Origin of the sequence: Nonlabens sp. (genome assembly GCF_018401815.1) — a bacterium.
GTDB lineage: Bacteria > Bacteroidota > Bacteroidia > Flavobacteriales > Flavobacteriaceae > Nonlabens.
Map to the genome: position 1 here is coordinate 199,708 of NZ_JAGYKG010000001.1, position 12,468 is coordinate 212,175.

General features: G+C 37.8%; 11 protein-coding genes and 1 other RNA gene. 5 read left to right on the top strand and 7 right to left on the bottom strand.

The window, feature by feature from the left end; translation table 11 throughout:
- Positions 1-140: 140 nt before the first annotated feature.
- Positions 141-1,034 carry a hypothetical protein gene (locus tag KG732_RS00965; protein WP_213520341.1) on the bottom strand — a complete coding sequence of 298 codons (894 nt, stop codon included), beginning with the start codon at positions 1,032-1,034 and terminating at the stop codon, positions 141-143.
- Positions 1,035-1,080: 46 nt separating this feature from the next.
- On the opposite strand from KG732_RS00965, the gene KG732_RS00970 reads away from it, so the two are divergent.
- Positions 1,081-1,437: a TM2 domain-containing protein gene (locus KG732_RS00970; RefSeq protein ID WP_213520343.1), complete on the top strand. Its 357-nt coding sequence runs from the start codon at positions 1,081-1,083 to the stop codon at positions 1,435-1,437.
- Positions 1,438-1,513: 76 nt separating this feature from the next.
- Here the strand turns inward: KG732_RS00970 and aroQ are convergent, their stop codons facing one another.
- Together aroQ and KG732_RS00980 are read right to left on the bottom strand one after the other, a co-directional pair.
- Positions 1,514-1,930, bottom strand: coding sequence for a type II 3-dehydroquinate dehydratase (gene aroQ / locus KG732_RS00975; protein ID WP_213520345.1), 417 nt, complete (start codon positions 1,928-1,930; stop codon positions 1,514-1,516).
- 97 nt (positions 1,931-2,027) lie between these two features.
- The gene (locus KG732_RS00980) at positions 2,028-2,576 is read right to left on the bottom strand and encodes a hypothetical protein (RefSeq protein WP_213520347.1); all 549 of its coding nucleotides are present in this window, start codon (positions 2,574-2,576) and stop codon (positions 2,028-2,030) included.
- Between the two features lie 181 nt (positions 2,577-2,757).
- Between KG732_RS00980 and xerD the strand changes: the two genes are divergently transcribed.
- Both xerD and KG732_RS00990 read left to right on the top strand, forming a co-directional pair.
- Entirely contained in the window at positions 2,758-3,654 is an 897-nt protein-coding gene (gene xerD, locus KG732_RS00985) for a site-specific tyrosine recombinase XerD (protein ID WP_213521168.1), read from the top strand.
- A 144-nt stretch (positions 3,655-3,798) separates the two neighbouring features.
- Positions 3,799-4,767 carry an aldo/keto reductase gene (locus KG732_RS00990; RefSeq protein WP_213520349.1) on the top strand — a complete coding sequence of 323 codons (969 nt, stop codon included), beginning with the start codon at positions 3,799-3,801 and terminating at the stop codon, positions 4,765-4,767.
- 324 nt (positions 4,768-5,091) lie between these two features.
- Here the strand turns inward: KG732_RS00990 and rny are convergent, their stop codons facing one another.
- The 4 genes from rny to KG732_RS01010 all read right to left on the bottom strand — a co-directional run bounded on the left by rny (position 5,092) and on the right by KG732_RS01010 (position 7,455).
- Entirely contained in the window at positions 5,092-6,663 is a 1,572-nt protein-coding gene (rny, locus tag KG732_RS00995) for a ribonuclease Y (RefSeq protein WP_213520351.1), read from the bottom strand.
- Positions 6,664-6,707: 44 nt separating this feature from the next.
- Positions 6,708-6,819: non-coding RNA, 6S RNA (ssrS, locus tag KG732_RS01000), on the bottom strand.
- A 55-nt stretch (positions 6,820-6,874) separates the two neighbouring features.
- A complete protein-coding gene (locus tag KG732_RS01005) occupies positions 6,875-7,165 on the bottom strand; it encodes a cell division protein ZapA (RefSeq protein ID WP_213521170.1) in 291 nt (96 codons plus the stop codon).
- A gap of 2 nt (positions 7,166-7,167) precedes the next feature.
- Positions 7,168-7,455, bottom strand: a complete 288-nt coding sequence (locus KG732_RS01010) for a hypothetical protein (protein ID WP_213520353.1) — start codon at positions 7,453-7,455, stop codon at positions 7,168-7,170.
- Between the two features lie 118 nt (positions 7,456-7,573).
- Here KG732_RS01010 and KG732_RS01015 point away from each other — a divergent pair, with 118 nt between their 5' ends.
- Positions 7,574-9,295: a M23 family metallopeptidase gene (locus KG732_RS01015; protein WP_213520355.1), complete on the top strand. Its 1,722-nt coding sequence runs from the start codon at positions 7,574-7,576 to the stop codon at positions 9,293-9,295.
- A complete protein-coding gene (locus KG732_RS01020; protein ID WP_213520357.1) occupies positions 9,292-11,784 on the top strand; it encodes a TonB-dependent receptor in 2,493 nt (830 codons plus the stop codon). Before KG732_RS01015 ends, KG732_RS01020 begins: the two co-directional genes overlap by 4 nt.
- Positions 11,785-12,468: the final 684 nt, after the last annotated feature.

Genomic DNA, 12,468 nt, shown 5'->3' on the forward strand with positions numbered 1-12,468 from the left:
CCCCAATTCAAACAAGTAAAATTGGGGATTTTATTTGGCCTGATTAAAAAATAGTTACTTACTAGAAGTGTCTAGCGATCATGCTAGATTTAACGTTGCAGAGATTTGCAGGCGCTTATTCCAATAATTAACCTTATTAATTAGAGCTTCTTAAGGCTTGGTTTTTCTTTGTAAAACACAAATGTCACTTCCTCGCCTAATTGAAGATTAGAGGCCAGATCAATGAGTTCGCCGTTTTTTTTCATCAATTGAATTTTGGCAGTATTAGGTGGTTTTCTTCCCAAGCTAATTGCCTTAAGTGAAATGGTGTTCACAGGATCTATTAAGGTCAACTCCATTTCTTTCTTTTTAGCAATAGGACTGTAAGCACTTAATATCTTATTTCCATTAATGGTCAGGTCTATTTGATCACCGTCTACATCTCCATCATCCCAAATAATTAATTTTAAATATTTTTCTTTCCAGAAAATGTTTAATCGCTCTCCTCCTTTTAAATCGTTTTTTGCATACCGATTGAACATTTTATCCATATGGATCTTTTGCTTGACACTGTCGGCTATGCGGTCCAAGCGTTCCACTCGTTTTTGAAATTTATCCGTGCGTTTCTGAATTTTTTCAGCTGCTGCCATGACCAGTTCACCATCGATACAGCTGGTTAAATCATCGTAATACCCTTTAAAGTTACCGTCTATTTTTGAGCGACCATTTAATTTTCTCATGCTACCTGTAAAATACACATTGCAAAAATCCAGCTGTTGGATATCTGACTTGGTATAGATGATATCCACTTCTCTAAATTCCAACAAATTTTCTTTATCATCATACCTACCTACTATAGCAGCCTTAGTTTCGTGTTGGCCATTAAGGTCAGTATAGGAATAGCCAGAAATTTTACCATCGACTTCTTTAAAGTCCAGTCTATAAGGGATCATAGAACTATCTGCTAGTTTTAAAAGGCCTAAATATTCATAGGTCTGACCATAAACAGTAGTAAAACAGAACATTAAAAACACGACAAATAATTTATATTTCATAAAAAAGTATATATTTGGGTAAATATAAACAACTAACTAAGTATTTATGAAAACAAAATTAACTATAGCTCTTATGAGCATATTTATGATGCTAAGCACTTTTGCATTTGCATCCTTTCCAGTAGAAAGACAAGTACAGACACAGGTAGTGACACTAGAAGACGGTACTAACGTAGAAGAATCTACTGCTACACTAACTTCTCCTGCCGCTGTTGCATGGTCAGAAGATCAAACTATTGCTTTGCTCTTATGGTTTTTCCTCGGAGGATTTGCAGCACACCGTTGGTTCTTGAAAAGTCCATGGTACTGGAACGTGTTGTTCATCTTAACCTTTGGTTTCTTTTTTGTAGGTTATATCATCGATGGAATTGAAATTATAACAGGAAGTTACCCTGGTCTATAATTTTTAAAGCCTTAAAATTAAAAGCTCGTATAGAATAAATTCTATACGAGCTTTTTTATGATCTCTCATCTGCAGATTAAATAAAACTCGTCACCGCAAGTTCATAACCTTTAAGTCCAAAACCACTGATCACTCCGACAGCATGTTTTGAAATATAAGATAGGTGTCTAAATTCCTCTCGATCCATCACGTTAGAAATATGTACTTCTACCACAGGTGTCCTAATTCCAGCCACGGCATCTCCTATACCTACAGACGTATGTGTATAGGCCCCGGCATTTAAGATCACCGCATCAAAACCATCTTCCTCTGCTTGATGAAGTTTATCGATGATCTCTCCTTCTATATTGGACTGGAAATAGCCCAGCTCCACTTCTTTAAATTGGAATTGTAGTGCTGTAAAATGGTCTTCAAAAGTTTGAGAACCGTAAATTTCAGGTTCACGTTTGCCTAGCAAGTTTAAATTAGGACCGTTAAGGAGGAGTATTTTCATGGAGTAAAGATATTGGTTATTCCGCTTTCGCGAAAGCGAGACATAAAAAAAGCAGCTCCGTTAAGAACTGCTTTTGTAATATTGAATAAGAGTAGCCTTAGAAGTAAAGAGCAAATCCTACGTTAAATTGAAAAACACCTTGATCAGTGAAATCTTCATTTAATGAATAATTGTATCTTAAACCTGGCTCTATAGAAATAGTATCACTAACAAACCATGCATAACCAGCTCCTAGACCTAACCAAAGCGGAGTCTCTCCTGCAAAGTTTTCCACCTCATCGCCAGAAGCTCCTGTGATGTCTAATGTTATTGGAATCATACTTTTAATGTAATACTTAGCCCCTAAACGGTAAGAAAAAGAACTTGTAGCATCTCCTTGATCTGGACTAAAACCTCCGTATCCTAATCCTGCTTTGATTGCAAGATCATCCATTATAAAGTAACCACCATCTAATCCAATATTGTAAGAAGAGCTTCCATCACTTGAAGCAAAATACAAGCCTGTAGTACCCAACATTGCATTTCCAGTATTAGCTTCTATAAGCCATTTACTCTCACTAGTTGGTCCTCCTGTAGAGTCTTCCTGAGCATTAGACATTCCCATTCCAAAAACTGCAATTGCAGCACATAATAATAATTTTTTCATAATAAGTTAAATTAGTTTATAGTAAAATTATAAATATGTAAGAATTAGATTGTTAATTATATATTAATTTTATCTCAAACCAACATACAATCTATTCGTAAACAGTACATTATAGTATACTCAACTCTTAATAACAATTCAAGTACCTTATGCCTTACTTAATAAATTTTACCTTTGCATGATGAAGTGGAATCAAGCCATTAAAGACTTTGCGATCTATTCTCAGTTAGAACGAGGATTATCTATCAATACGATAAAAGCGTACAAGAGGGATTTAAAAAAACTCTCCCTATGGCTGGAAGAAAACGACATGGAAGACCTTCCTATTTCTATACCTCAAGACAGCCTACGGACTTATATTTACGAATTGGCTAAAAGGGTACAACCTCGTTCTCAAGCAAGAGCGATCAGCAGTTTAAAAGCGTTCTTTGAATACCTCATTTTAGAGCGTTACAGAGAAGATCAACCTATGGCGCTCATAGAAGCTCCTAAAACAGGACGCAAGCTGCCAGACACCTTAAGCACTACAGAAATAGACCTGTTAATCAACAGCATCGATCGTTCTACACCAGAAGGAGAACGCAATCGTGCCATGCTGGAAACACTTTACGCTTGTGGTTTGCGTGTCAGCGAATTGATCAGCATTAAAATAAGCGATCTATTCTTTAACGAAGGCTTTTTAAAAGTGACTGGTAAAGGAGACAAGCAACGTTTTGTGCCTATAGGAACCTACACTATTAAAATTATTGAACGCTATAAAAACGAAGTTCGCATTCATGTTCCCATAAAACCAGAGCATAGCGACACCCTTTTTCTCAATAGACGAGGTGCCGGATTAACCAGAGCCATGATATTTCATATCATCAAACAACAAGCCATCCAAGCTGGAATCAAAAAATCTATTAGTCCGCACACGTTTAGACATAGTTTTGCTACCCATTTATTAGAAAATGGTGCCGATTTAAGGTCCATTCAAATGATGCTGGGCCACGAGAGCATTACTACTACAGAAATTTATATGCACGTGGATCGCGCACATCTTTCTAAAGTGATGCAACAACACCACCCTAGAGCTTGATAATTGTAAATAGCTTTGTTAAACGCTGAGATCCTGACAAGTACCACTGCCTATTGCTTATACTAAAATTTTGATAAAAGGAGGGCTGTTTTTTGGTTTCCGCTTTCGCGAAAGCTAACTTTAACACAAACAATATACGAGATCATGAAAACTTTAAAGTTTAAAAATGGCGACCAAATGGCCGCAATAGGATTAGGAACTTGGAAATCAAAACCAGGTGAGGTGAAAGCAGCAGTCATCACAGCACTAGAGTCAGGATACCGACATATAGACTGTGCAGCCATCTACGGAAACGAAAAGGAAATAGGAGAAGCCTTTAGCGAGGTGTTTTCTAAAGGAATCATCAAAAGAGAGGACGTTTGGATCACTTCTAAGCTTTGGAACAACGCGCACTTAAAACAAGACGTAGCTCCTGCTTTAGAACAGACACTGAACGACCTGCAATTGGATTACCTGGACTTATACCTCATCCACTGGCCGGTAGCTTTTAAACCTGACACGTCCATGCCAGAAAAACCAGCAGATTATCTTTCTCCAGAAGAGGCGCCTGTTCATGAAACTTGGAATGCGATGACAGCTCTTAAAAAAGAAGGGAAGGCAAAACATATAGGCGTTTCTAATTTTTCGATTAAAAAACTAGACGACCTTCTTTCAAAAACAGATGAAGTTCCAGAATTGAATCAGGTAGAATTGCACCCGTTGCTGCAACAAAACGAACTTTTAGCATATTGCTCTAAAAAAGGAATCCACTTAACTGCTTATTCACCTTTGGGAAGTGGCGACCGTAGTGAAGGTATGAAACAAGATAATGAACCTAATATGCTAGAAAATGACACCATCAAGTCTATAGCAAACAAGCACAACGCCAGCCCCGGACAAGTATTGATCAACTGGAGTGTCAGCCGTGGCACCGCCGTTATTCCTAAGTCCACCAATGAAGGCCGTATAAAAGAAAACCTTGCATCAGACACTATAGATTTTGACAAAGAAGATCTTAAACAATTAGCTGCTATGGATCAACATTACCGCTATGTTACAGGAAGGTTTTTTGAAGTACCTGAAAAAGGCTATGCTACTATTTATGATGAGCAGGCAGTAGGCAGTAGGCAGTAGGCAAAATTAAAAATCCCTAAATCAAGCGAATTGATTTAGGGATTTTTTGCTATCATTTTACTAGTTGTTTGAGGTTAATGGGTGTGACGTGTAACTTTTACCCTGAACACTTCAACACATTTAGCTGAGCACATTCTAAAGTCATCTCTTGGTATCGCATAAATGCTTGAGTTGTTTAATAAAAGAAATTGGGTAATCAAAACAAACTCAAAATGAAACAATACAAATCAAAAAATCTCAATGAAGCTAGCTTCATTGAGATTTAAATAATAAATTTATTCTTTAATAATCTGTATAGCTTATTTAGGACTAGACATTCTAAAGTTACTTAGCGATATTTACCGCTCTAGTTTCTCTAATTACGGTCACTTTCACTTGACCTGGATAGGTCATGTCTGTTTGAATTTTTTGTGAAATTTCAAATGATAATTGTGCTGCACGATCATCATTAATCTTTTCACTTTCTACCATGACACGCAGTTCACGACCGGCTTGAATCGCATAAGCTTTTTCAACTCCTTTAAATCCAAAGGCGATGTCTTCTAGATCTTTTAATCTTTGGATGTAAGAATCCAGTACTTGTCTTCTTGCTCCTGGACGCGCACCACTAATGGCATCACATACCTGAACTATAGGAGAAAGTAAAGAAGTCATCTCGATCTCATCGTGGTGAGCTCCTATAGCATTACAAACTTCTGGCTTTTCACCATGTTTCTCTGCTAGTTTCATACCTAGAATAGCATGAGGAGTTTCATCTTCTGTTTCTGGTACTTTTCCTATATCGTGTAACAATCCAGCTCTTTTAGCAAGTTTTGCGTTTAAGCCTAGCTCTGCAGCCATAGTGCCACATAATTTTGCTACTTCTCTACTGTGCTGTAATAAGTTTTGACCGTAAGAAGAACGGTACTTCATACGCCCTACCATTTTGATCAATTCTGGATGTAATCCGTGAATTCCCAAGTCGATTACCGTGCGTTTTCCTACATCAGCAATTTCTTCATCAATTTGTTTTCTGGTTTTTTCCACCACTTCTTCAATACGTGCCGGGTGTATACGGCCGTCAGTCACCAGTTTATGAAGTGATAAACGAGCTACCTCCCTGCGTACTGAATCAAAACAAGAGAGAATAATGGCGTCTGGAGTGTCGTCTACAATGATCTCCACACCAGTTGCTGCTTCTATTGCTCGTATGTTGCGTCCTTCACGACCTATGATGCGTCCTTTTACATCATCACTTTCTAAGTTAAAAACAGACACACAGTTTTCTACTGCTTCCTCTGTTCCTATACGTTGAATGGTGTTAATAATAATTTTACGCGCTTCCTGTTGGGCGGTTAATTTTGCCTCTTCAATGGTTGTTTGAACGATGCCCATCGCTTCAGACTTTGCCTTATCTTTTAGAGACTCTACCAATTGCATTTTTGCATCTTCTCCAGACATTCCACTAATGACTTCCAGTTGTTTGATTTGAGATTCATGGAGCTTGTCAACTTCTTCCATTCGTTTATAGACCGAATCCCGTTTTCCTTCTACATCTTGAAGTTTGCTCTCCAGCGACTGGTTTAATTTTTTACTTTTAGCGAGCTCATTAGAAACGGTTGCCTCTTTATCCTTTGTGCGTTTCTCTGCATCTCTCATTTTTTGTTCTCTAGACATGATTTCTTTTTCATGTTTAGACTTTAATTCCATGAACTTCTCTTTACCTCTAAAAAGTTTTTCACTTGAAATTTTTTCTCCTTTGGTCTCTGCCTCTTTAATAATTGACTCTGCGTCTTTTTTTGCTGTAGCGATAAGGCTCGATGCCTTACCTTTTTCAACTATTGATTTTGCTATAAAGAAGCCTATTGCTAGACCTACTACCAGTGCCCCTAAGGCATATATTATTGTTTCTGTCATTGGTTTTTGTATATAAAAAACCTGCACAAGTTTTGGTTTTGTATGAACTCCTTAATATAAATTATAAGGTTAACTGGATGATCAAGGATCCGGCGCATACGTCCGGCTTGCTTTTACAACCACGACTCACCCTTTTTAGAGAAATACGTGTTGAGTTCACCAAAAAATGTAAACAAGTGCAGGTAGTAACTGTTTTATTATTAAAGAACGACTATGACAACTGCTTTTCGAGCATCAAGTTAAGAACATTTAATTGTTCTTTGGCTTGTTTTACATCGGCACTGTCATCTATGGTAATTTGCTCAGATTTTGCTGCAAACTGTAACGCACACATAGCGAGAAGATCTTGTTTATCTCTCACGGCATAGCTTTGTTCCAATTGCTTGATCATGGCTTCTATACTTTTTGCAGCTTTACGCAAACCCTCTTCTCGAGAAGGATCTATAGTTAACGGATAAACCCTATCAGCTATTGAAATTTTTATTTTTAATTGATCTGCCACTATTACGTCAATTGTGCAATACATTGATCGATCTCTCTAATCAAAGCATTTATTTTGAGCTTTGTTTTTGTTTTATATTCGTCACTACCCAGCATTGCATTAGCCGTTTTAAGCACTACGATTTTATCTTCACTTTCCTTAAACGATTGGACCAACGCATTATTCTCCTTTTCTAGTTCATAAATACGCTGTTCTTGATCACTCATTTGAGCCTTTAATCTAGTATTCTCTGATAGTAAATACTTGATCTTTAGCTCTATTTCAGTAATTTGAGAAGATAATGAAGCCATACTAACTAATTAATACTGTAACTACAAATCTAGGATTACCTTCGGACAAATCAAATAATAATGTAACAAAGTTTGAAAAGCTTTATGTTAATCGATTATCTCATTATATCTTTAACTCATGATTAGACCATTTTTTTGCTTTCTGGCTTTTTTCTTATGCCTATTTCGCTTTGGCGAAAGCCAAACATTAAACGAGCTCCCTCAGGATTATTTTGTAACCCCTCTCGATCTGGACCTGATCCTTAGTGGTACTTTTGGCGAATTGAGATCCAATCATTTTCACAGTGGCCTCGACATTAAAACAAATCAGCGCACCGGTGCAAAAGTGCTTGCCACTGCGTCTGGATATGTGAGCCGCGTCAAAATTGAACGTTATGGATATGGAAAAGCGCTTTACATCACACATCCTAATGGATATACCAGTGTGTATGCTCATCTGGAAAAATTTTCACCTCGAATAGAACACTATGTGAAGAAAAAGCAATATTTAAACGAGTCTTATAGCATTCAATTATTTCCTAAAGATTTAGAATTAAGGGTTGACCAGGGTGAACTGATAGCTTACAGCGGCAATTCTGGTGGTAGTGGTGGACCCCACCTGCATTTTGAAATTAGAGATGCTGCATCAAGACCTATCAACCCAATGTTGATGGGAATTGATATTCCAGACACTAAAAGACCTCTTGTAAAAGAAGTTAAAGCGTATCCATTAAAAGAAACCTCGACTATAAATGGAAAACATGAAGCACAACTTTTAAGATTGATTCCGTTAAAAGGAGGTAAATTCAAAGTAGCCCCTTTTAGTGCTTATGGAGAAATAGGAATAGGGGTCAACACCAGCGATCAACAAAATGGAGCAACTAATCAAAACGGAACTTATCATATAGTAACCCATTGGAACGGTACACAAAATTTTGAAATGACCTTTGATCAATATGCCTTTGACGAGTCCAGATACATCAATCAAATGATCGATTACGAACATTTTAAAACTACTAAAAGTCGCATCGCTAGATTGTACATTCCTGAGGGAAGCCCGCTTAGTCTGTATCAAGACCACGTTAATAAAGGCGTCTTACAACTCTTTGACCCTGGCACTACTCATGCCTACCGTATCGCTATAGAAGACTATAAAAAAAATGCTGTAGAAATCAATATGAGTATCAAAAATGATTCGGGACCAAGCGCGCTGCTATCTCCTACAAATGGCCAACTCACCTATGTAAACCACAACATTACTTACAATGAGCAAAAGGGTCCTTTTTCATTGACAATTCCCAAAGGAGCGCTTTATGAGAGTGTGCTCTTGGACATTTCACAAAATGCAGATACCCTGAAGGTTCACAGCGACATTGTTCCACTTCACAGAAATATGGTCATCAATTATGATATCAGTCCTAAAGAAAATGACAACATCAAACAATACTACATAGGAAGAGTAACTGAATGGGGTGCTGTTTATCATGTCAATACCAAAAGAAGAGGAAATACCCTAAGCGCGGCTACCAGAACTCTTGGGACCTATGCTATAAGTAAAGATGACGTGCCACCTACCATCACACCCGTCAACTTTAAACACAAGCAATGGATTACTAATAATACAACATTAACCATAAAAATAGACGATGCAGAGACTGGAGTAGATGCATATCGAGCTACGGTTAATGGCAAGTTCATTTTAATGGAATACGATTATAAAACTGGAGAACTCACACACGATTTTGAAGATGGGGTCGTTACTGATACTGAAAATGAACTCAAGGTGATCCTTACTGATAATGTAGGAAATAGCACTACATTTGAAGCTACATTTTATCGTAAAAGCAAACCGACAATTTGAAGAATTTCTTACTATTTATCGCAGTACTCGCGACCTGTTTTCTTGATGCCCAAGAGGCCATCATACAAGGAATTATCTTAGATGAAAACAACAAGCCTATCGCAGATGTTAACGTCAATGTATTAGGAACCAGGATAGGAACCGCAAGCGACAATACCGGTTTTTACAGACTTATTGTTCCAGCAAATCAGAAAATCACCATAGTTTTTACATCGATTTCTTTTAAGTCGGCTACTCAAAATTTTGACTTGGATGACAGGGCCCCGTTTGAATTTAATCCGGTACTAAAAACAGCCATTGAACAAATGGGTACCGTGACTATTAACAATACCAGGACGAAAGAATTTGCTGGAATCACCAATGTAGACCCCAAGGTAATAAGAGCCATTCCAGGCGTACAACCTGGTGTAGAAAATCTTTTAAAATCACTTCCGGGAGTGTCCTCTAACAATGAATTGAGCACACAATATGCTGTACGAGGTGGAAATTTTGACGAAAACCTCGTATATATCAATGAAATCGAAGTCTACCGACCCTTTTTAATACGCAGTGGCCAACAAGAAGGTTTGAGTATCGTGAATGCCGATTTAGTGCGCAATGTTGATTTCAGTGCGGGTGGTTTTCAATCCAAATACGGTGACAAATTAAGCTCTGTTCTTGACATTGAATACCGTCGCCCTACAACATTTAGTGCAGGAATAGACGCTAGCTTTTTAGGGGTAAATACTTATGTGGAAGGTAACGCTTTCGCGAAAGCGGCCACCGCAATAATGGGATTGCGGTATAGAAACAACAGTCTATTTGTGAATTCTAGAGAAACTGACGCCATCACTAGACCTGTTTTTATAGACGCACAAACCTATTTAACCTATCAAGTAAGTCCAAAATTTGAGCTAAGCTTTTTAGGAACTATTGCGATCAATAGTTATGAATTTGAGCCACTGACTTCGCAAACTAATTTTGGAACTGTAGATGATGCACAAGCCTTGATCATCAATTACGACGGAAGAGAAAACGATCAATACGAGACCTATTTTGGCGCGATAAAAGCCAGTTATGATGTCCATAAACTATTGAATTTACGTTTTATAACCAGCGTTTATCATACCCAAGAGCAGGAGCATTTTGATATTTTAGGACGCTATCGCATCGGGCGGCCCAATACAGATATAGGTGGTGATGACCTGGGAGAAGTTGATTTTACAAGAGCAATAGGTAGTGAGCTGGATCACGGACGCAACGATCTAGATGCGCTTATCGTTAACCTAGAGCACAAAGGAACATTAGAGCTTGACAGTGAAAAAAAAGAAAATGACCAGCTGGATTGGGGCATCAAGCTCAATACAGAAGACATAAGAGATCGCCTAAGAGAATACACTGTAATCGACAGTGCTGGTTTTAATATCCGGCCACCCTCTGTTCCCGCAAATGACCAGCCTTATTTCTCTTATGTGGCACCACTTGATGCCTTTGAAGCCGTAAGCGCAGATAATAATGTTCAGATCACCCGACTGCAAGCCTTTGCTCAATACAGCAGTCGTGGCTATTTAGGAGATCACGAAGTTTACTGGAATGCTGGCCTGCGATCGCACACTTGGAACGTCAGTGGAAGCGGTATTAACAGCACCACCCAAACTGTTTTTTCTCCTCGTGGGCAAATAGCTATAAAGCCTCACTGGACCAACACCAATATGCTGTTTAGATTCTCTTCTGGTCTGTATTACCAACCCCCATTTTACCGAGAATTACGAGATCAACAAGGGGTGGTTAATCCAGACGTAAAAGCTCAAAAATCAGTGCACGTTGTTTTAGGAAATGATTGGAGTTTTGACTGGACTACAGAAGATGGAGAAAAAAGACCTTTTAAATTGACTAGTGAGGCCTATTACAAGAGCTTAACTGACGTGAACACCTATACCTTAGAAAATGTAAGGATACGCTACCGAGCAAATAACGAAGCAACTGCTTATGCTTACGGTCTGGATGTAAGACTGGCCGGTGAGTTTATCAAAGGAACCGAAAGTTGGATTTCTTTAGGCTATTTAAAAACAGAGGAAAATCTAAACGGACGTGGTTTTATAGCCAGACCTACAGATCAACGACTTAAAGTAGCTTTTCTCTTCCAAGACTACGTTCCTAACATCCCTAATCTAAAAGCGTATATCAACATGGTTTATAGCTCTGGGTTACCTGGCGGATCCCCTAGCTATGCAAATCCTTATGATTTCCAGTTCCGTTTAAAAGACTATTTTAGAGCAGATCTAGGGGTGCAATTTGTATTGGTAGACGACAAGAAGAAAGCGAGACAAGGCAGTTGGTTAGAGAATTTTGATGAACTCTCTATAGGTGCTCAAATCTTTAATATTTTTGATTATGAAAACAATATTTCTAATCTTTGGGTAAGAGATGTTGCTACTAGTGCGCAATACGCCGTTCCAGTAAGGTTAACTCCTAGAGTTTTTAATTTAAGACTGATTGCTAAGTTGTAGGATGAGGTATGAGGTATGAGGGATGAGGGATGAGGGATGAGGGATGAGGGATGAGGTATGATGAAAAACGATACAGATTATTAAGATTAAATCCATTAAGCAATGAGATTATTTGTTTCTTTTAAGTTTCTATCTGCTGTGGTGTTATAGTTTGATAAATGTGGTATATATTGTAAATAAGTTCTCCTAAAGATTTGATTTGCATCAAATGATACAGGATCGTATTCAGTAATGGTTAATTGTTTAAGAGGTATTTAGAGCAATATGCAAATGAATAAGTGTATTTATATAAGGCCATTCAAGAGTTGTAGTGTTCCATTAACAGAAAGACTGAGACATTATATGATTCTTTTGAGATGGGTCCAAATACTTGTTATTAATCACCTTTAAACATTTTATGAAGATGATGAGTCTGTGGATGATCTTAGGTTTTATAAATAGATTGCTATCTAAATCCTAGTTTATCAATATATTATAAGGATAGCAATAACTTTGTTGAGTTCTAGATTTGATAATATACCCCGTTTATGTCAATTTTTGATAGAGCTCTTCTGCCTCAACTAGCATAAAAGATGTTATTAGCCAAGATGTTCAGCGAGTAAAAGTTTGAGCTAGTTTATGAACGGATAGGTCCCCAACAAAGGTCCATATTGAGGACTGGTTGAATGTACTTAAGGTGAGACA

Bases quoted from the DNA above. Each gene is read 5' to 3' on its own strand.
- KG732_RS00965 (WP_213520341.1), bottom strand. From the start codon at position 1,034: ATGAAATATAAATTATTTGTCGTGTTTTTAATGTTCTGTTTTACTACT.
- KG732_RS00970 (WP_213520343.1), top strand. From the start codon at position 1,081: ATGAAAACAAAATTAACTATAGCTCTTATGAGCATATTTATGATGCTA.
- aroQ (WP_213520345.1), bottom strand. From the start codon at position 1,930: ATGAAAATACTCCTCCTTAACGGTCCTAATTTAAACTTGCTAGGCAAA.
- KG732_RS00980 (WP_213520347.1), bottom strand. From the start codon at position 2,576: ATGAAAAAATTATTATTATGTGCTGCAATTGCAGTTTTTGGAATGGGA.
- xerD (WP_213521168.1), top strand. From the start codon at position 2,758: ATGAAGTGGAATCAAGCCATTAAAGACTTTGCGATCTATTCTCAGTTA.
- KG732_RS00990 (WP_213520349.1), top strand. From the start codon at position 3,799: ATGAAAACTTTAAAGTTTAAAAATGGCGACCAAATGGCCGCAATAGGA.
- rny (WP_213520351.1), bottom strand. From the start codon at position 6,663: ATGACAGAAACAATAATATATGCCTTAGGGGCACTGGTAGTAGGTCTA.
- KG732_RS01010 (WP_213520353.1), bottom strand. From the start codon at position 7,455: ATGGCTTCATTATCTTCTCAAATTACTGAAATAGAGCTAAAGATCAAG.
- KG732_RS01015 (WP_213520355.1), top strand. From the start codon at position 7,574: ATGATTAGACCATTTTTTTGCTTTCTGGCTTTTTTCTTATGCCTATTT.